General features: G+C 30.2%; 21 protein-coding genes and 1 other annotated feature. Of the genes, 6 read left to right on the plus strand and 15 right to left on the minus strand.

Features of this window, described 5'->3' with window-relative positions:
- Window positions 1-45 precede the first annotated feature (45 nt).
- Window positions 46-210, minus strand: a complete 165-nt coding sequence (locus tag RCG18_RS22985) for a hypothetical protein (RefSeq protein WP_308038311.1) — start codon at window positions 208-210, stop codon at window positions 46-48.
- 176 nt (window positions 211-386) lie between these two features.
- On the opposite strand from RCG18_RS22985, the gene RCG18_RS22990 reads away from it, so the two are divergent.
- The gene (locus RCG18_RS22990; RefSeq protein ID WP_308038312.1) at window positions 387-830 is read left to right on the plus strand and encodes a hypothetical protein; all 444 of its coding nucleotides are present in this window, start codon (window positions 387-389) and stop codon (window positions 828-830) included.
- A gap of 990 nt (window positions 831-1,820) precedes the next feature.
- Entirely contained in the window at window positions 1,821-2,495 is a 675-nt protein-coding gene (locus RCG18_RS22995; protein WP_308038314.1) for a DedA family protein, read from the plus strand.
- A gap of 123 nt (window positions 2,496-2,618) precedes the next feature.
- Here RCG18_RS22995 and RCG18_RS23000 read toward each other — a convergent pair whose 3' ends face one another.
- The 10 genes from RCG18_RS23000 to RCG18_RS23045 all read right to left on the minus strand — a co-directional run bounded on the left by RCG18_RS23000 (window position 2,619) and on the right by RCG18_RS23045 (window position 13,631).
- Window positions 2,619-3,302, minus strand: a complete 684-nt coding sequence (locus RCG18_RS23000; RefSeq protein WP_308038315.1) for a GGDEF domain-containing protein — start codon at window positions 3,300-3,302, stop codon at window positions 2,619-2,621.
- Window positions 3,303-3,486: 184 nt separating this feature from the next.
- The gene (locus tag RCG18_RS23005; protein ID WP_308038316.1) at window positions 3,487-5,340 is read right to left on the minus strand and encodes an EAL domain-containing protein; all 1,854 of its coding nucleotides are present in this window, start codon (window positions 5,338-5,340) and stop codon (window positions 3,487-3,489) included.
- 282 nt (window positions 5,341-5,622) lie between these two features.
- The gene (locus RCG18_RS23010; RefSeq protein ID WP_308038317.1) at window positions 5,623-6,735 is read right to left on the minus strand and encodes a DUF5009 domain-containing protein; all 1,113 of its coding nucleotides are present in this window, start codon (window positions 6,733-6,735) and stop codon (window positions 5,623-5,625) included.
- Window positions 6,736-6,810: 75 nt separating this feature from the next.
- Window positions 6,811-7,221 (minus strand): 3-hydroxyacyl-ACP dehydratase FabZ family protein, encoded by a 411-nt coding sequence (locus RCG18_RS23015; protein WP_308038318.1) that lies wholly within the window; start codon window positions 7,219-7,221, stop codon window positions 6,811-6,813.
- Window positions 7,222-7,352: 131 nt separating this feature from the next.
- A complete protein-coding gene (locus RCG18_RS23020) occupies window positions 7,353-8,468 on the minus strand; it encodes a M20/M25/M40 family metallo-hydrolase (protein ID WP_308042093.1) in 1,116 nt (371 codons plus the stop codon).
- A gap of 185 nt (window positions 8,469-8,653) precedes the next feature.
- Window positions 8,654-9,820, minus strand: a complete 1,167-nt coding sequence (locus RCG18_RS23025; protein ID WP_308038319.1) for an ABC transporter permease — start codon at window positions 9,818-9,820, stop codon at window positions 8,654-8,656.
- Between the two features lie 12 nt (window positions 9,821-9,832).
- The gene (locus RCG18_RS23030) at window positions 9,833-10,495 is read right to left on the minus strand and encodes an ABC transporter ATP-binding protein (protein WP_308038320.1); all 663 of its coding nucleotides are present in this window, start codon (window positions 10,493-10,495) and stop codon (window positions 9,833-9,835) included.
- 40 nt (window positions 10,496-10,535) lie between these two features.
- Window positions 10,536-11,480, minus strand: a complete 945-nt coding sequence (locus RCG18_RS23035) for an efflux RND transporter periplasmic adaptor subunit (RefSeq protein WP_308038321.1) — start codon at window positions 11,478-11,480, stop codon at window positions 10,536-10,538.
- Between the two features lie 179 nt (window positions 11,481-11,659).
- Window positions 11,660-12,952: a HAMP domain-containing sensor histidine kinase gene (locus RCG18_RS23040; RefSeq protein WP_308038322.1), complete on the minus strand. Its 1,293-nt coding sequence runs from the start codon at window positions 12,950-12,952 to the stop codon at window positions 11,660-11,662.
- Window positions 12,945-13,631: a response regulator transcription factor gene (locus tag RCG18_RS23045; protein WP_308038323.1), complete on the minus strand. Its 687-nt coding sequence runs from the start codon at window positions 13,629-13,631 to the stop codon at window positions 12,945-12,947. The genes RCG18_RS23040 and RCG18_RS23045 overlap by 8 nt, the downstream gene beginning before the upstream one ends.
- A 286-nt stretch (window positions 13,632-13,917) precedes the next feature.
- Here RCG18_RS23045 and RCG18_RS23050 point away from each other — a divergent pair, with 286 nt between their 5' ends.
- The 3 genes from RCG18_RS23050 to RCG18_RS23060 all read left to right on the plus strand — a co-directional run bounded on the left by RCG18_RS23050 (window position 13,918) and on the right by RCG18_RS23060 (window position 15,576).
- Window positions 13,918-14,265 carry an EAL domain-containing protein gene (locus RCG18_RS23050; RefSeq protein WP_308038324.1) on the plus strand — a complete coding sequence of 116 codons (348 nt, stop codon included), beginning with the start codon at window positions 13,918-13,920 and terminating at the stop codon, window positions 14,263-14,265.
- Between the two features lie 40 nt (window positions 14,266-14,305).
- Window positions 14,306-14,620: an EAL domain-containing protein gene (locus RCG18_RS23055; protein WP_308042094.1), complete on the plus strand. Its 315-nt coding sequence runs from the start codon at window positions 14,306-14,308 to the stop codon at window positions 14,618-14,620.
- A 134-nt stretch (window positions 14,621-14,754) separates the two neighbouring features.
- A complete protein-coding gene (locus RCG18_RS23060) occupies window positions 14,755-15,576 on the plus strand; it encodes a CAP domain-containing protein (protein WP_308038326.1) in 822 nt (273 codons plus the stop codon).
- A 105-nt stretch (window positions 15,577-15,681) separates the two neighbouring features.
- Here RCG18_RS23060 and aspS read toward each other — a convergent pair whose 3' ends face one another.
- The 3 genes from aspS to RCG18_RS23075 all read right to left on the minus strand — a co-directional run bounded on the left by aspS (window position 15,682) and on the right by RCG18_RS23075 (window position 19,163).
- On the minus strand, window positions 15,682-16,971 hold the full coding sequence (gene aspS / locus RCG18_RS23065) for an aspartate--tRNA(Asn) ligase (RefSeq protein WP_308038327.1): 1,290 nt from the start codon (window positions 16,969-16,971) through the stop codon (window positions 15,682-15,684).
- A gap of 238 nt (window positions 16,972-17,209) precedes the next feature.
- Window positions 17,210-17,426, minus strand: a binding site (T-box leader).
- 415 nt (window positions 17,427-17,841) lie between these two features.
- The gene (locus RCG18_RS23070) at window positions 17,842-18,477 is read right to left on the minus strand and encodes a LysE family translocator (protein WP_308038328.1); all 636 of its coding nucleotides are present in this window, start codon (window positions 18,475-18,477) and stop codon (window positions 17,842-17,844) included.
- Window positions 18,478-18,494: 17 nt separating this feature from the next.
- Window positions 18,495-19,163 carry a class I SAM-dependent methyltransferase gene (locus tag RCG18_RS23075; protein WP_308038330.1) on the minus strand — a complete coding sequence of 223 codons (669 nt, stop codon included), beginning with the start codon at window positions 19,161-19,163 and terminating at the stop codon, window positions 18,495-18,497.
- Window positions 19,164-19,419: 256 nt separating this feature from the next.
- Here RCG18_RS23075 and RCG18_RS23080 point away from each other — a divergent pair, with 256 nt between their 5' ends.
- A complete protein-coding gene (locus RCG18_RS23080) occupies window positions 19,420-19,899 on the plus strand; it encodes a YbaK/EbsC family protein (RefSeq protein ID WP_308038331.1) in 480 nt (159 codons plus the stop codon).
- A 55-nt stretch (window positions 19,900-19,954) separates the two neighbouring features.
- Here the strand turns inward: RCG18_RS23080 and RCG18_RS23085 are convergent, their stop codons facing one another.
- On the minus strand, window positions 19,955-20,488 hold the full coding sequence (locus RCG18_RS23085) for a GNAT family protein (protein WP_308038332.1): 534 nt from the start codon (window positions 20,486-20,488) through the stop codon (window positions 19,955-19,957).
- Between the last annotated feature and the right edge of the window lie 72 nt (window positions 20,489-20,560).

Consider the following 20,560-nt stretch of genomic DNA (forward strand, 5'->3'; position numbering starts at 1 on the left):
GCTATAATAAAATTCATTTATTTTGGACATGAAAAAAGAGAGCAATTACTCTCTTGAGTTCTCTTTATCAGATTTTATACCTTTATTTCCCAATTCCTTTTCTGCGGCTGGGAGAATACCTAATCCACCAATACCGAAGGCCGTCATATTATTTAACTGTTTCACTATTTCGTTTTCTTTATTATTAATTTTTTTGTCCTTATGTTCCATATTATCACCTCAGTTATTATAATAACCACTGGTACGATTTAATATTCTACATAAACAGAGCCCGTTCAGAAAAGGAGATGCTTTCATTACCTCTCACCTTCTTTTTAAACTTTTGTAACCTTATTTTGCATTCTGCATATTATGTATTGTGTGTAAAAATTTTATGGAGGCTTATTATGTATAGAAACGAAAATCAGGACTTTGACCAAAGCCTTGATCAAAACCTTGATCAAAATTCAAATTTAGATGATACTCGTTGGCAGAACAAAGGGCATCACAAAGAACATCACCATGGACATCATCATGGACATCATCATGGACATCATCATTTTAAAATGTGTTGTCCTATGATGTGCTGCTGCCCTATGATGTGCTGCTTTCCTATGATGCATGGACAGCAAATGATGCCTACTCAAATGATGCCAACACAGGTTTCTCCTGCTCAAATGATGCCTACTCAGACAATGCCATATAGCATGGACCATAAAGGAAAATGTAAATGTGGAGATCATATGATGTATAGAGATGATGACATCAATAATGATAACATCAATGACGATGAATTCAGACAATATTATACAAGTCCTTACTATTATCCATACTATCCATATTATCTATAGATAAAATTAATAATAACTATATATCTAGATTAATTAAACATAACTGCGGCTTAGGCTGCAGTTTATTTTTATCCGATGACTACCCGCTCTAATACTCCCTCGCACTCTGTGAAAGCGACTATCACCAAATCACAGATTTGGGATATCTGCTTTTCTAAAAGAGGGAGTAAAGAGCGGCTACATCCCTGGATTCGTTCAGCTAAGAATCAGATGGGGTTAAAACCCCATCTGATTCAAGTTTCACTTTATCTAATTTCTTTAAAATAATAAGTACTGACATCTCTGCCAGTACTACAACATGGAGGTAATTAATGTATTTTATTCTAATCGATTTCATTATATGACTGATTTATTATAATGTTACATTTGAAAATAAATAAGCACCAGTATTTCTACCAATGCTTAAAATGAATAAATTATTTGTATTTAAAACTAACACTTTTTACTATTGCTATCCTTTGTTAATATTACTGCCGCTACTAAAACAATTATATCGACGCCTAATATAATAAGATTCATACAATAGACTCCCTTCTTTCAATACTTATTAATTATATTGTAGGAATATATTGTTACATCTATGTGTCATTCCTGTTACATAATCATGTAGTTATTTAACAATCTGCAAATTAATAAGCACCGGTATTTCTACCAGTGCTTTAGCAAATAGGAATTTGTAAAAAGGGATATATAACGTCTCCTAAAAGTGTGCATGACTTAGGATAACAATTATTATTATAATTACTAATTGTTACACCAATATGTCATTACTATTAAATAACCATATACTTTTTTAACAACTTGTAAAAATCACTTCCATTCATTGTAATTGCTGAAACTTTGAATAAACAATTTCTTAATATAAATCTAAGTATTTTTTAATCTGATTTTAATCTTATATAGATAACATAGAATATGACAAAGATAGATTAAATTGAAACTTACTAAGCTTTTTAGTGTTTAGTTATGTTTTAACGAAGGGAGAGAAATATGAGTATTATAGGAGCTTTCATTAATGTAATACTACATCTTGATAAATATTTAAATGTAATATTACAAAACTACGGAATGTGGACATATGCTATTATATTTTTAATTATATTTTGTGAAACTGGATTGGTTATTACTCCATTCTTACCTGGAGATTCAATTCTTTTCGCTACAGGAGCCATTGCCTCTATGGGTGCACTTGATATTTTTACTTTATTTATTATTTTTTATATCGCTGCAGTAGTTGGTGATACTTTAAATTATCGTATAGGAAAAAAGATTGGAAAGAAGATTTTAGAGAAGGAAGATATAAAGTATGTAAATAAAGAGTATCTAAATAAAGCTCATAGATTTTATGAAAGAAATGGGTCACTGACTATAGTATTAGGAAGATTTATCCCCATAATAAGAACCTTCGTACCATTTGTAGCTGGGGTTGGAGAAATGAACTACACTAATTTTATAGTTTACAACATGGCAGGAGGGTTTGTATGGGTATCAATATTTTTATGGGGAGGATTTTTCTTTGGAAATTTACCTTTTATAAAGAATAATTTTTCTTATGTATTGGTAGCTATAATAGTAATATCACTTATCCCAGCAGCAGTTACACTTATTCAAGAAAAGAGAAACGTGGGTAACAACGAAGATGATAGCATTAATACAGAAATTTGATAGCACTCTTAAGATTTTATTTAGAAGAGCCTGCATAATTAGATGCAGGCTCTTGTTATAATAAAATTCCTTTATTACTAAAATGAGATTTTCTACTAAAAAAGAGATGTTGTTTTCGTAAACTTATAAGTAATTCAAATTTATAACAGTATTTTTAGTCTGCTTTGCCTTGTAAAGCGCGCAGTCAGCTAAATCTACAAAAGTGTCTATACTTAACTCTTCTTTTATAGATGCGATCCCGATGCTAATTGTAATTTTAATTACAATGCTATTAAAACAAAACATATGCTCTTCTATAATTTGTCTAATTCTTTCTGCCGTATTGTACGCATATTCCTGACTGGTTTCTGGAAGAATTATAGCAAATTCATCTCCTCCCCATCTAATTATGCTATCTCCTTTTCTAATGTTGTGAGATAGAACATTTGCTAACTGAGTTACAAGCTTATCACCAATAACATGACCATAAGTGTCATTAATAACTTTGAAGTTGTCCATGTCTATCATAAGAAGGGAAACCACTGACTTTTTCTTCTTTAACTTTTCCAGTTCCTCATTCATTTTTAAATAAAAAAAACCTCTATTGTTTACTTTTGTTAGCGCATCTTCGTATACTCCTTTGTAAAGCCTTTGAATTAACTTACCACATCGAAATGCAAAAGCCATATCAATTAAAGCTACAGAAGACCATATGAAAAAATAGTGGTGTTTTTCTAAATTTATGGTTAATAAATAGCCTATAACGTGTACTACCAATACAGATATAGTTATAATGTATGGCACGAATTTTATAAAAAACCTATCCATGATAAAGCACTCCTAATTTGGAATTTTAGTTAAATATTAATATGAAAACCTTTTATACATTTATTATAACATATTTATTGTAACTTTTATCTGCTATTTTTATAAAAATATTCAATTTATTGGAATGTAAAAAAGCTGCTTTTAGCAGCCCTTATAATTACTAGCAACTAGAGATATTACACTCTCACATATCCTCTAAAAAAATTGGTTTTCCTAAATAATATCCTTGTCCAGAATCTATACCCATGCTAAGCAGCATACGCCATATAGTTTCATTTTCAACGAACTCCGCAATTGTTTGTTTTCCTAAGGCATGAGCAACTGCATTCATCGCTTGTACAAGTGCAATCTTTGTAGTATCTGAATCCAAATTACGTATAAAGGAACCATCAATTTTTAGATAATCTACAGGTAAAATGTTAAGGTATGTAAAGGATGAAAAGCCTACCCCAAAATCGTCTAGTGCAAATTTACAGCCTAAAGTTTTTAGTCTATTAACCCATCTATTAGCTTTTTCCAAATTTTTAATGGCCGCAGTTTCCGTAATTTCAAAGCCTATTCGACTTGGATCTAGATTATAATAATTTATTCTGGATTCAATCCATTCTAAAAGATACTCATTTCCTAGACTAGTACCAGATAAATTTATAAAAATACTTAAGTTTTTTTCTTTTGTTAATATTTTAAATGAATTATCAACTACCCACATATCAATTGACTGCATTAAACCGTACTTCTCTGCAACTGAAATAAATAATGAAGGTAAAATTTCACTTCCATCTTCATCTAACATTCTTAATAAAACTTCATAATGTAACAATACATTATTAGTTTTATAAATTGGCTGAAATCTTAATGTAAACTTGTTGTTTTTCAGAGCATTTTGAATAAAATTAAGAATCTTATTATTTTGAAGAATTTTGTTTCTATCTTCAGTACTTTTTAAAATTATTACACGATTTTTCCCCTCTTCTTTTGCTGCATATAGTGCAGCATCCGCAGATGAAAATAAACTTTCTAACTGTATGATCTCATCTACTTTAGTAATTCCTATACTCGCAGTTATCTTAACAGAGTAATCTGATTCTTCTATATAAAACTCTTCAGCATTTAGGCTTTTTAATAACTTATTTGCAAAATCTTCAGCTAGCTCTATTGGAGTATTAGGAAGAAAAATAGCAAATTCATCTCCTCCAATTCTTGCAAAAAAATCATTTTCATCTAACTTATTCTTAATAAAATTAGCCGTTTTAATTAGTATTGTATCCCCTGCAGCATGGCCATAAGAATCATTTATAACTTTAAAATTATCAATATCTATAATTAGGAGCGCATTTTTTTCATGCTTAATTTTACTATAAGTTTTGCTTAGGAACTCCTTTAGGTAATATCGATTAGGAATATTAGTGAGATAGTCATGTCTTGAAATATATTCAAGCTTTTCTTCCATACATTTACGGTCACTTATATCACGAATAATACTTAATAGAATCCTTTTTCCTTTTATTGTTACAACTTGAGAATTTACATGTACACTAAAAACAGTGCCATCCTTTTTCTTATGTAGAGTTTCAAATAGAACTCCATGCTTCTTAGCTTCAGCTAACTGTTCCATAATTAAGAATTTATTATTTATTTCTCGTAAATCATATATACACATATTAAACAGTTCATTGCGGCTATATCCATATGAGTTAATTGCAGCTTCATTAGCATCAATAATTTTACCATTAAGATCTAAAATAAATATTATATCTCTGGCTTTTTCAAACAAAATTTTATATTTTTCTAATGCTTCATAATCAAGCTTTTTTCTCCAAACCTTTAGATTCAAAATATCCTTTTTACATAATACTTGTTCTACAATACTTATATCAGAAATATTCCCTCTAGATATTTGGATTTCTTTAACTCTCTTACTTTCATCTGATACAAGTACATCATTAGACATGTATCGACATATAAAACCATATTGCAATTCTACATTTTTTTTATATTTGCTATCATCTTCAATTTGTAAACTTGTTGTATCAATCATGATAATCCTCCAAATATAAATTGTATCAAGTAATATAGAATATGAAAATAAATTAATATAAACAATAAAGTGGTAATATAATCTACATTTTTACATATTTTTGATTATATTTTAACTTAATTTTAACTTGGTTTCCATATTATTGTCCAGTGGTATTTTTTGGAGTACATTCATTTAATACAACTTTATTTATAATTTAACTAATACGAAACTCCTTCTTCTATAGTCGCTTAAGATAAAAGTCTTATTTAAGTATCACTAAAATAAGACTCTAACTATAACCTATATCCTTATATATTTATTTTTTGAATACATCCTATTCATAATCCACATCCAAAGAACTACATACAGTATTGAAAAATATAAAGAATCAAGCCATTCACCAGCCCAAGGTGTTATAAATTTAAAAGTAATCCAAGGGCAGAAACCTAGCGGTTCTTTAAATTGACTATCATATATAGGTACTCTCCAGAGAGTTTTTCGTATAAGTTCTGAAACTAAATAAACAAAAATAGGGCTACTTCCCAATGCAATAAAAGGCCTAAATAGATTTTCTTTTTTATAAACATCACAAATAAGATATAATAAAGCTATGCTTAAAGCTGCTGCTCCAGCTGTTATTAATATAAATGAACTAGACCATATTGCTTTATTAAAAGGAAATATTTTATTAAATAGAAAAGAACCAAATAAAGATGCTGCTCCGAGAATTCCTATATTTAAAACTCTGTTGTAATCACTTTTACTCTTACATACTAAAAAATAGCCAATTGTACATCCAAAGGTTCCAGAAGAAATTGATGCTACTGTACTTAAAATCCCCTCTGGATCCCAAGTTTTTAAGGCTAAATGTCCAGTTAAAAATCTAGAGTCAATTCTTTGTACTAAGTTTCCTTCCATTTCAAATCCATAGGGCTTTAATATTAGATAATACCCTAGAATTATTATCAATGAAACAGCAATTAATAAACTAACAACATGACTATCTTTCTTTGTATTACATTTTATTGATATGTATATTAGGGTAGAAAATAGATATACTATACCTATTCTTTGCAAAACTCCTGGAATTCTAATTAACGTAAAATCGAATAATGGAAATCCATTTAAAAATATACCTAACATTATTAAAATAAAGCTTCTTATAAAAACTTTTAAAATCACGTATTTTCTATTATTACTCGCAGACAACCTTCTATTCATGACAATAGGGATAGTCATACCTGTAATTAATATAAAAAAAGGAAATCCAAAATCAGCAAAAGTCAGGCCATTCCATGGAACATGCCTTAATTGAATATAGTTTCTGTCTCCATTGCCCGGATTATTGCATAAAACCATTATGGCTACTGCAAAGCCTCTCAGTACGTCTATAGCTTTAATTCTTGAAATCAAATCACCACCCCCTCATTCATTCAAATCTTCCTCAGTTTCTTTCTACAGCAAGTATATATTTTTTAACAATCTATATTAGAGTTTTGCACACATCCAAGTAGCTTCTACAGCAATTTTATCTTTACAATAGACAGTTCCTGATTGCTTTATAACTCTGTTTGATATCTTTATATTTTTAACTATCATTTCAATGGTGTTTCCAACTTCAACAGCGCTAAAAAATTTAGCATTCTCTATAGATGCAAGCCCGTACAACTCATCATCACCGTTATTCAGTTTTTTTACACCTGCACCACCACATTGTGCCATAGCTTCAATCAATATCATATTTGGGACTATCTTTTCTTTAGTATGATTTTCTTGAAAAAATACAAAGGATTCATCAAAAGTCTTTACACCTGTAATTTCATCTTTGGTAACATTGGTAATCTCATCAACAAACAAAAAAGGATATCTATGAGGGATCAAAGATTCGATTTCTTTCATAAAGTAAATTCTCCTTATCTATTTTATATATGACCATACATTATTATAACATATATTACTAATTTGTACATTTTTAGTAGCTCGACTAATAAATAAAAACCACTTAGCATGGGTAAGTGGTTTTTACTGAATTATGCTTCTTTTACTATTTCAACTACCATTTTAGCTGAGCTTATTAAATCTTCTATTGCGATGTATTCTTCTAAAGTATGAGCTTTTTTCATACCAATACCTAAGTTAACAGCTTTTATACCATTCGCATTTAATATATTTGTGTCGCTTCCACCACCAGTTGACGTAACTTTAGCTTCCATTCCCATATTGGAAAAGACTTTCTTTAGCATATTAACTATTTCATCATTTTCATCCACACTAAAAGCACCGTACATTCTTTCAGTTTCTATTTCTATTTCTGCACCAAAATCATCAGCAGCTTTTTTAAATGTATCTACCATGTGCTTTGTTTGAGCGTCTAATTTACTATTATCTAAACTTCTAGATTCTGCTAATATATCAAGTTCTGGCATAACTATATTAGTAGCAACTCCACCTTTAATAGTACCTATATTAGCAGTAGTCTCTTCATCAATTCTTAATAATTTCATATTTTCTATAGCTCTTGATGCAACCATAATTGCACTTATACCGTCTTCTGGCACTAAACCCGCATGAGCTGGCTTACCTTTAATTTTAACTGATATTTTATCTTGAGCTGGAGCTTTAACTATTATTTCTCCTGGAGCTCCGCCACTGTCTAGTACAAATGCAAAATCTGGGTTAATTTTAGAATAATCTAAATACTTAGCTCCAAATAGTCCCCCTTCTTCCCATATTGAGAATACTATTTGTATATCACCATGTTCAATGTTATTTTCTTTTATTATTTTTACAGCTTCTAATATAGCTGCGATTCCACCCTTGTCGTCAGAACCTAATACTGTAGTTCCATCACTTTTTATTATTCCATTAGCTTCATCTATAATAGGCTTTATACCTTCTCCTGGACTAACTGTATCCATATGTGAACTAAATAATACAGTTTTTCCTGGTTTATTTCCTTTTAATGTAGCTATAACGTTTCCAGTTTCACCGCCAGCTTTAACTCCTGCATCGTCTACATATACATCGAAGCCTAAGTTCTTTAGCTTGTCCACTAAAACTTTGGCTACAGCACCTTCCTTAGAACTTGGACTGTCTATTTGTATAAGTTCTAAGAATTCCTCAACTAATCTTTGCTTATTTACCATCATATGTACCTCCTAAAAGATTTTTTTCTTGCGTCCATTCTAATTATATCATTTATTTTCAAAATGTAAATTTTTTAGTTATATTTCTATATTTTTGATTACGTCACTTATAGGGCTATAAATGTAGAAATGTAAATAAAAAAATGAGTAACCTAAAAATATATTTAAGTTACTCATTTTTTTATTTATTCAAATCTTAATGCATCAATAGGCTTAAGGTTAGAAGCTTTATAAGCTGGGAATATACCAAAGATAACTCCTACCGCTAGAGAGAATGAAAATGCTACAATAACTATTGGTATTGAAAAAGTCATTGACATTCCGAGTGCTGATACAGCCCATCCTATACCTAGTCCAAATACTACACCTGATACTCCACCTAAAGAGCTTAACACTAATGCTTCAATAAGGAATTGTACTAATATATCCTTTCTTGTTCCACCTAAAGCCTTTCTAATTCCTATCTCCTTTGTACGCTCTGATACAGACACAAGCATAACATTCATTACTCCTATGCCGCCTACAATTAATGATATAGCAGCTATACCGCCTAACAAGTATGTCATAGTGCTTGATATTGAACTCATTGTGTCTAGTAATTGTTTCTGACTCATAACTCTATTGTTGTTATCAGTTGATTTAAAGAAGCTAGTAAGATAACTATTTACCTCGTTAGTTACGGAATCAACATTTTTTTCATCCGAGGATTTTATATAAATAGTTTGAACATTTCTTGTTCCAGCAAGACTTATTGCCGTAGTGGATGGTATAACTATCATATCATCTGTATTGCTTCCCATGGAACTTCCCTGTGATTTTAATACACCTACAACTTGATATGTGTTTCCTTTTATATCAATATCTTTTCCTACTGGATCTGTAAATCCATAAAGTTGCTCGGCTATATCTGATCCTAAAACAGCAACTTTATTTCTATAATCTACATCTAAATCCGCAATAAATCTACCTTCTGCAATGGTCATATTTCTTATATCAAGAAAATTGCTAGTAGTACCAGTTACTGATGTATCTTGAGAGGTTTTATCAACTTTAACAGTTGTGCTAGTAGAAATAACTGGAGCAACCTTATCTATTCCTTGTATTTGCTCAATTTCTTTTACATTATCAAGGGTAAACTGTTTACTACCATTACTTGATGTATTTGCTGCGATAAGATTTGTTCCAAGTGATTGAACTTGAGAAGTTATTTGCTTTGTCGATCCACTCCCCATACCTACTAATACAATTACTGAAGAAATCCCAATGATAATGCCTATCATAGTAAGGGCAGATCGTAATTTATTGCTTTTTATATTTTTTATAGCTAGTTTTATTGTTTGAAAAAATCTCATTTAATCCCCTCCCTATGCATAAAGCTTACCATCTTCTATAGTAACAACTCTTTCCGCCTGCTCTGCGACCTTATGGTCATGCGTTATTAATATTATAGTTTGTCCTTGTTTATGAAGCTCTTTTATAAGCTCCATAATCTCTTTACTGGTTTTACTATCTAATGCTCCGGTAGGTTCATCAGCCAAAAGAATTTTTGGATTTCCAACTAATGCCCTTGCAATAGCCACTCTCTGTTGCTGTCCTCCCGAGAGCTGATTTGGCCTATGATGTTCTCTTCCTTTAAGACCTACTTTTTCAATATACTCCATAGCAAGCTTTCTACATTCTTTTTCATTCATTCCCCTATATAAAAGAGGCACTTCTACATTTTCTACTGCATTCAATTTAGATAACAAATTAAAATTTTGAAATATGAAGCCTATTTGCTTATTTCTGATTCTAGCTAATTCTAATTCATTTGCTTTAACTATATTTACATTGTCAAAGACATAGCTTCCAGTATCAGCCACATCTAAGCATCCTAATATATTCATTAATGTAGATTTACCAGACCCAGATGGTCCTATAATAGAAACAAATTCATTTTCTTTTATATTTAAATTTATGTTATCTAAAGCTTTTACAACAGTATCACCCATGGTATAATCCTTAGATAAGTTATTAATTTCTATCATTAAAATTCTCCTTTCTCTGTTAATTGAAAGCACCCAAGTTCTATTTACCCTGACTATTGCCTTGTCCACCTGATGTTCTATTGCTTCTCGCTCCTCCACCTTGCATCATTTGGAAGCCGCCCATGCCTCTCATCTTTGAGGAATTATTGTTAGAACTTTGAACTTGTGGTAATTCAACTTCTTGGCCAGTCACTAGCCCGTTAGTTATCTCTACCATTCTTCCATTGCTAATACCAAGCTCAACCTTTTGTAATGTTGGTGTCGTATTATCTTTAAACACTAATACATATTTTCCGCCTTTAATATCTTTAACAGCTTCTACTGGTACGGCTAATACATTCTCTTTAGATGCAGTTACTATTGTAGCTTCTGTGGACATACCTACTTTTATATCATGTATATCATCAAAGGCTATTGTTACATCGAAGTTTGAGACTCCATTAGAATATGTGCCTTGTTGACTAATATCCTTAACAACTCCAGTAAACTTAATATCTGGATAAGCATTAACTTTTATATCTGCCTTTTGTCCAACTGTTAAACCTAACAAATCAGTCTCATCTACTGATATTTTTGTAAATAAGTTCTTATTGTCAAATATAGTCATAAGCTGCTGTGATGCATTTACACTATCACCTGAAGCAACACTTATATCGCTAATAACTCCATCGTAAGGTGCCACTATAGAATCACTTCCATTTACAAAAGTTATCAGCTGCTGTCCTTTTGTTACTACTTGATTTTTACTTACAAGTACTGATTGTATTGTATCTCTGCTGGATGCTTTAAGTGTATCAGTTGATGATGATTGAACACTTCCTGATCCTGAAACTGATTTCTGAATATTTTGTACGGAAACTTTTGCTTGAACAATCTGAGAAGTTTTATTTTGCGCTGCTGCCTTAGCATTGATGCTTTTATAAACTCCAAATCCTCCAAATCCTAATACAGCTATTAACATTATACTAATAGTTACTTTTTTCATAATTACCTACCCTTTCTATATAATCAATTTTAATGTCTCTCGTCATGGGTACTATTATGATACTGAATTCTTAACTTATCCTTAACTATAATATTGAATTTTTATCCATTATCAGACTGCAAGCAAATTATGAGCTTACTTTATATTTAAAATATAAAAAAGAGAACCTTCAAGTTCTCTTAATTAACTGGCAGTGTTACTTTAATTATTGTTCCTTTAGGATGGTTTGGAGAAGCTTTTATTAAGCCGCCATGATTATTTGCTATCCATTTGGCAATAGATAACCCCAACCCCGTTCCTCCTGTTTGTTTTGTTCTGCTCTTATCCCCACGATAGAATCTTTCAAATATCAATTTACTTTCTTCTTCTTTTATGCCTATACCAGTATCTGATACACTTATAATACATCTAAATTCCTCATTTTTAAGATTAACTTCAATAGTATCTCCACTATTTGTATATTTTAAGGCATTATCTAAAAGTATAACCATAAGCTGAGATATTCTTTCTTCATCGCAATTTACAATTAAAGCTTTGGCTAAATTTAATTTCATATGTTTATCTTCTAAATCTGCAATTTCTACATAGGGTTCAGTTATTTTATTTATTAAAATACTAATGTTTACAGGTTTCTTTTCGATTTCCAGTGTATTGGAATCAGATCGTGCAAGTGTAAGTAAATCAGATGTAAGTTTTGATAATCTTCTTGTTTCTGAGAGTGCTATACCTAAATGATTTGCATTACTAACTATAGTAGAGTTAGGATATTTAAGAATTAATTCTAATTGAGCTTGAATTACTGTTAAAGGAGTTCTAAGTTCATGGGAAGCATCTTCAACAAATTGCCGCTGCTTTTTCCAAGCATCAACTATAGGTATCATGGTTCTTTGTGCTAAGAATGTTCCTGCTCCTATGGCAACTAAGAATAGTATGATACCACCAATAATTATGATTTTTAAGAGGTTATCTAGAAGTTCCTTTTCTGAATTTGTGTTTCTTAATAGTTGAACCATGATAGTCTTATTATTTACTTGAACACTGAAGGCTATTGTTCTAAAATGAAAATCATTAAATTTAATATCATATAATTTATCTGTTATAGTTGGTTTGATATTTTCTAAATTTTTTTGATAAAACATTGATAATTGAGAATGAAAAAGAATATTTCCTTTTTCGTCTCTTAAAATAGGTATTATACGTGGATCAAGAGGTGGTATATTATGGGGACCTGGTTGTGTAGTTTGACTAGATTCTAAAGCTGGAATCATTGAAGATTCTAGCTTAGGAAGCTCCAAACTAACTTTAGCCAAATTATTTTCTATCATTTTCTTAGAAATTAACAGTGATCTATCTACACCTCTATATAAATTTGTTTTAGCATAAAAATATATAATCATATTAAATACAATAAAAAGTATAAAAAATATTGTTGTATTTAATAGTGTTAGTTTAAGTCTCTGTTTCTTAAACATTTTCATCCTCATAAGTTTTTAGCATATATCCAACTCCACGTATAGTTTTAATACATTTATCATAATTATAGTTAGATAGTATTTTCCTAAGTTTATGCATATATACCTCAACTATGTTTATGGTGGTATCTGATTCAAATCCCCATACTCTATCAAATATTTGCTCTTTTGTTAGAATAGTTTCTTTATTGTTAATTAGATATTCTAGAAGATCAAACAACTTAACTTGAAGGTTTATTTTTTCGCATTTTATAGACAACTCTCTATTCTTAATGTTAAGTTCAATTTCTTTATACTTTAAAATGTTTTCTGCTGCCATTGAGCCTGATCTCCTTAGTAGGGCTTCAATTCTTGCTTTTAATTCTTGTATATGAAAAGGTTTGACTATATAATCGTCAGCACCTATTTTTAAACCCTTTATTTTATCTTCTAAAGAGTCCTTAGCTGTAAGAAATAGAACTGGTGTATTAATATTCTCTTTTCTTAATATTTTTAACACCTCATAACCATCTAATAAAGGAATCATTATATCAAGTATTATTGCATCATATATGTTTTGTCTAGCCATATATAATCCCTCTTCTCCATTATAAGAGGCATCTACCTGATAGTTACTTTCTAGACTATTTTTAATTGATTGTAATATTAATTCATCATCTTCTATAATAAGTAATTTCATATGCAACTCCCTTATAATTTATTAAATTTGTTATCTTTATTATGTTGTGTTTAATTATTTATTTAAATACAAATTAATAAAAAATTAGAAATGAAGTTACTTAAAATTAATAGTAATTATATTTCTACATCCCTTATTTTTCTATTTAAAGTATATATTTATCTCAACTTACTTAAATATACACTATTTGACATAATAAGCCAGGCCATGTTATGATTTTAATAATGAATATTATTTTACTAAATATTAAATTAATTCTTATATAATTTGAGGGGACGTGATTATAGTGGGCTTCTTTTTAGATAAAAGGATTGATATAACTAACCTTACATGCTGGTATCAACCAATATATGAGATAAATACCATGAAGGCATTGGGATTTGAAGCATTAGTAAGAAGTAAGCTATATCGCAATTTTAGTGCTGTTGATCTTTTTCATCAAGCGGAAATACAAAGAACACTTACAATACTTGATTATCAATTAATTTTGAAGGCTCAACAACTATTTAGATATAAGAATACTCACTCACTATTCATAAATATATTTCCATCAACTTTACTGGATAAAAAGTTTATTTCATGGTGGAAGGAATTCTCATCACTTGCTCCACAAATAGTTTTAGAATTATCCTGAGGAAGAACCTATAACTGACTGGGAAAATTTAAAGTCTGTAATAAAAGTACTAAAAAAGGATAAAGTAAAAATAGCTGTAGATGATATGGGCGAAGGATATTCATTTTTAAAGCATTGGCTGCAACTTGAGCCTAATTATATAAAATTAGATAGATGTCATATGACAAATTTGATTGATAACAAAGCAAAACGGAAAAATTTAGAAGACTTAGTAAAACTAATTGGACCATCGATAGAAATAATTGCTGAGGGAATTGAACAAATTGGATGTCTCGAAATAATTAAAAATGCAGGTATTCGATATGCTCAGGGTTATGCTCTTGGCAGACCTACACCCTTTGATAATTTTTATTAATTATATAAGAAGGTGTGAGTTAAAAGCTCATACCTTCTTAATTTTTTATAATTATAATTTTGCTAATAATATTCATTAGACTTACAAATACTAATGCTGTAAATTTTATTATTTAAGTCTAAGGAGTGAATTTAATGAAAAAGAAAAGCATTATTTCTATTCTAGTTGTTATGTCAATTTTTACAGTCTCATGCACACAAAAGCAACAGTCAGCACAGCAACCTACTGCAGGTGTAGAATCCTCATATTCTAAAACAGGTGATGTTGAAAAAGTAAAAATTACCGCTGACCAAGCAAATATAAGATCTGGCTGTTCTGGTGATGCTCCAGTTGTTCAGGCATCAAGTAAAGATAACACCTTTAATGTAGTTAGTCAGGTTCAAGATTGGTTTGCAGTAAAACTCCCAGATAACAAAGTTGGCTTTGTTCCAAAAGACCAATGTAAGGCAATAGCGCCTGAAAACAAAGCAGTTCAAGCAACACCTGAGACTGCTGGAACAACTACTCAAGGAACAACAGCACAAACAGCACCAAAAACACCAACTGCACAGACAAACGCTACTACATTAACAGATGCAGAACAGCAGATGCTAAAGTTAGTAAACGATGCTCGAGTTCAAAATAATTTACAACCTTTAAAAGTTGATATGCAGTTATGTAATATTGCGAGAATTAAATCTCAAGATATGATAGACAATAATTATTTCAGTCACAACTCACCAAAATACGGTAGTCCTTTCGATATGATGAAATCCTTTGGAGTAGGTTTTGTTCAAGCAGGAGAGAATATCGCAGGTAATCAAAACGTTCAAAATGCAGAAAATGCATTAATGAATTCTCCGGGCCATAGAAAAAACATATTAAGTCCAGATTTCACTCATATAGGTTTAGGAATTAGAGCTGGTGGTCCTTATGGAAGCATGTTTACACAAGAGTTTATAAGCAAACCTCAATAATAAAAAAATAATAGCGGATATGTTTTCTGCTATTATTTTTTATATAATATAACTTATCAAAGAAACAGATGAACTAACTCATAAATTTCCACTTATTAAATCTAGTTAAGGTGTTAATCTACTTCTATCTCTAGGAAATGCTGATGTTTCTCTGATATTATTTATTCCTAAAAGTAAAGCTAAAAGCCTTTCGAGACCTATCGCCAATCCCCCATGAGGTGGCACTCCATATTTAAACACATTTACATAACTCGAAAAATTTTCATGGTTTAATCCTTTAATTTTAAAGCTTTCAACTAGCATATCATAATCATGTATTCTTTGGCCTCCAGAAGTTATTTCTGTTCCCTTGAATATAAGGTCAAAGGATCTAGTACCATTTATGCCTTTAGGCATTGTATACATAGGTCTCTTTTTTCTACTGTAGTTTGTAACAAAAATAAAATCCGAATTATATTTTTCCTTTGCATACTCACTTAAAAGCCTCTCTCCTTCTGGATCTAAGTCATTGTCAGTTACAATTTTGTTGTAGTTTTCTTTTAAAACCCTTGCCGCATCTTCAAATTCTACCCTTGGTATAGAAGCTAATATTTTAGGAATATCTAAATTTAACAGTTTAAAATATCTATTTCCTTCTAACTCTAGTTTATTTAGAATGTGCTTTAACATTTCTTCCTCTATATCCATAATATCCTGCTCATCTTCAATAAATGCCACTTCAAGATCCATGCTAGTAAATTGGTTTAAATGTCTGGCTGTATCATGTTCTTCAGCTCTGAAAAAATTCCCTATTTCGAAGACCCTCTCATAACCTGAAGCTACCATCATTTGTTTATAAAATTGGGGGCTTTGCGCAAGGTATGCATCTCTTCCAAAGTAATTTAACTTAAAGAGAGCAGTTCCTCCTTCAGCTCCTTCCGCTACAATTTTTGGGGTAAATATTTCTATAAAGCCTTCTCTTGATAAAAATTCTCTAAAACCTTCCACTATAATATGCTGTATTCTAAATATAGCATTCTTTTTTTCATGTCTAAGACTTAAAATTCTATTATTGAGCATTGTATCAAGAGAAATATTTAACTCCTCACCATTTATTTCAATAGGCAGATCTTCTTCTACTTTGCTTAACACCTTGAGAGATTCTACTGCTAATTCAAAATTATTTAGGGAGTTTTTCCCCTCTTTAACTGTACCGCTTACTTCCAGCACACTTTCACATTTTAATCCATGTATAATTGGCTCTTTATTGTCAACCACACATTGAACCATCCCACTTCTATCTCTTAAAATTATAAAAGTAATACCTTTAAGTCTTCTTACTCTATGAACCCATCCTTTAATTATTACATTCTTATTCAAGTTTTCTTCTAGACTCCTAATTAATGTTCTTTTCATAATAATCTCTCCTTTTATTTATTTAATAGCTTAATTTTATTGATTTTTTAGTAATAAAAAAATCTTCACTCCTTTTAGGAGCGAAGATTTAAATTCACGGTACCATCCTAATTTATCTCGTTTTAATCAATAAGCAGTTTAATAAAGGAATATTAAGTAGTTCAAGAAATTTAGTAAAATTTCTTTAAAACTAATAATACTTTTGTTGACACATAAAATACAAAAACCCCACTCCTAGTGTAGGAGTGAGGTTAAATTCACGGTGCCATCCTGCTTAATCTTAGCAAAATAAAGATATCTTTAGACCCTTTAACGGCGGCAACCGATTTATTCTACTTAATTTCAAATAAACTTCTCAGAGGTGTCTTTCACTAATACCGTTCCTTTGAGGCTCACACCAACCCTCACTCGCTTTGAGGACAAATATTAATTACTTTTCTCTTCATAGAATTTTTTTATAACATTTCGTCTAACATATCACATTTTTTATATTATGTCAATTTTTTTGTGTTTATTTTTATATTTTTTACTAGTCAATCTTCCTTTAAACACATAAATTCTACAGATATCCAACTTCGATAATTGACTTAATAAAGGTATTCATAGAGGTACGTCTGACAGTACATTTAATGATTTTATGTTAGCTCTTGGCGAAGCTGCTTTAAAATATCTACAATCTTAAATACTGTTTGAGCATAGCGAGTTTATTTAAGATTGTTGAGGTTCTTAGCAGCAAGCTCTAGAGATAACTAAAATTATTAACAGTACAGAAGAGGTACCCCTATGAATACCGCTAATAAGTCAAGCATCCAGGTTGGATATCTATATAGCAATTTATGAATCTCTGTATAATATAAAAAATAGATTTATCTAATTCGATAGTTTTGCTCGTAATAAATTTAATCCCAATCCAACAAATATAATTCCTGATATCTTATTTAATGAATTAGCTAATCCTATCTTTTTACTTATTTTCCCAGTTAAATATGATGAAAATATTGCCAAAATTATACACCATATAGTTCCAGTAATAATAAATGTACATCCAAGCAATAAAAAAGGTAAAGCTCCATAGGTGTTATTAGGATTAATAAATTGAGGTAAAAAGGCTAGAAAAAATAACGCTACTTTAGGATTCAATACATTAGTTATAATTCCTTGAAAATATATATTTTTAAAACTACTTTTTTCATTATCACCATTATGAATAAGTAATGATGATTTTGACATAAATGAACGAATACCAAGATAAACTAAATAGGCTGCTCCCAGATATTTAATAATGTTAAAAGCAATAACTGATTTTGCTAATATAACTGAGAGTCCTAAAGCCGCTAGTATGGTATGTACAATGCACCCGGTTGAAATTCCTAAAGCAGACATTATGCCTGCCTTCTTGCCATTGGACATGCTATTTCCCAATATATACATAGTATCTGCACCCGGAGTCAAATTTAGTATTATTCCCGTAATTATAAAAACACTAAAATTTACAATACCAAACATAATAAATCCCCCTTACTTTACTTTTTCCACACTAGCGAATATCTCCAAAATAAATGTCTTTTCAATTTTGCATTAGGCATTATTTCCCTGGTAATTTTTTCAATATTCCTTATTGTCATATATCTATCATGTTTTGCATGTTCATTCCAAGCTTTAATTTCTTCTTCTGATTTCTTCACTTTTCCTGTTTTTATTAGCATAGTGATTATATTTATCGGTATAGCTGCTATTGATATTAAGTAATCCGTTAGTTTTTCTTCTTTGTAAAGATCAAGTATCATAAATACTCCATTTGGTTTTAGAGCTTCTCTTATTTTTAATAGCATTTCATCAAATTGAAGATGATGAAAAGTAGCGATTGAAACTATACAATCGTATTTTTCTTGCCCTAAATCGAATTCTGATACATCTTTAACTTGATAATCAATATTATTATATTTTCGAGATTGCTGTTCTGCCACTCTAATCATTTCTGGCGATAAATCTATTCCTTCAACTATATAAAATTTTTTAGCTAATAATCTAGTAAATTCACCTGTTCCACAGCCAATGTCTAATGCTTTTTCACATTCTTTAGGTACGAATTTTAGTAAAAAATTATGATATTGTTTATTATGCTCCCAATTTGAGGGCTTTGTATTTGCAATCCTATTAAAGTCATCGATTATAGCATCTTTGCCATCCATAATACTATTCCCCTATCTCTACTAAATAAATATAAGCTTACTTGGTCGAAAGTTAGTTTATATATTTAAATTATAATATATATCTATTAACAAAAATACAATAGATTTTTTATTTAAAATAATATATTATCTCCAATCAACAATTCCATCTTACCTTTTGTTACAATGATATATTCCTCCACACCTACATATTGTATGTTATAACATACTGATGTACAATATATTATATCATGTTATTTATAGAGGAGGTATTCTTATGTCATCAGATCTTAGCAAAAGCGCTGAAAAGGTGCAAAATATACTAAACCAATTTGGATTTGAACTTAATGTTGTTGAATTATCAGAATCGACTCGTACTGCACAGGAGGCAGCTGATACAATCGGTTGCCAAGTGAGTCAAATAGCTAAATCATTAATATTTAAATGCAAAAACTCACAAAAACCACTTTTAATTATTGCAAGTGGCACAAATAGAGTTAATGAAAAAGTAATTAAACAATATATTGGAGAAAAACTTGAAAAAGCAGATGCTGATTTTGTTCTTGAACATACAGGGTTTGCAATAGGCGGCATACCTCCAATTGGTCATAAAAATTCTATTACAACATTAATTGATGAGGATTTAATGCAATATGAAGAAATATGGGCTGCTGCTGGAACTCCTCATGCAGTTTTTAAACTTAATCCAAAAATTTTAACTGAAATAACAAAAGGAAATACTGTCTCAATAAAATAACAATAAAGCAGCCCACAAGGTATGTCATATCTTGTGGACTGCTTTTTGGTATAAACTAGTCAATTAATAACCCCATTGCAAGTGAATCATAGAACTCACCATTAATTAAATAGTCTCTTTTCAAAACCCCTTCTTCTAAAAATCCTATTTTTTTATATAAATTAATACCTGCCTTATTATCAGTTCTAACCCTTAAATTTATTTTTCTAATTATCCCTGAATTCTTACTCCAATTGACTAAATATCTAATAAGTTCTTCACCAATACTATTTCCCCAATATTCTTTGAGAACACTTACTCCAAATTCACCAACATGAGCATTTCTTTGTCTTGGCCCACCTGAAAAGTTTAAATTCCCGATTACTTTTCCATTAACTTCTGCTATTATGAATAACGAATTATCTTTCTTCAAAGTGTTTTTTATAAATTCTTCTTCCTGCTCAACTGTTATTCCAAATTCGCCTAATCCAAAAGTTAAAAAGTCTGATTCTCCTCCTATTATGTTTAGGTACTTTATTAGCGCTTTAGAATCAGACTGATTGGCTTTTCTAATAATAACCTTCTCTTGGTTGACTATAATTTCTTTCATTAGTAATTCCCCCTAAATGATTTTTATATGTAGACTTTGCTCTCGTATACTCTTCGCTTGTCCATTTTAAAT

It is taken from the genome of Clostridium sp. OS1-26 (assembly GCF_030915445.1).
Taxonomy (GTDB): Bacteria; Bacillota; Clostridia; order Clostridiales; family Clostridiaceae; genus Clostridium_AM.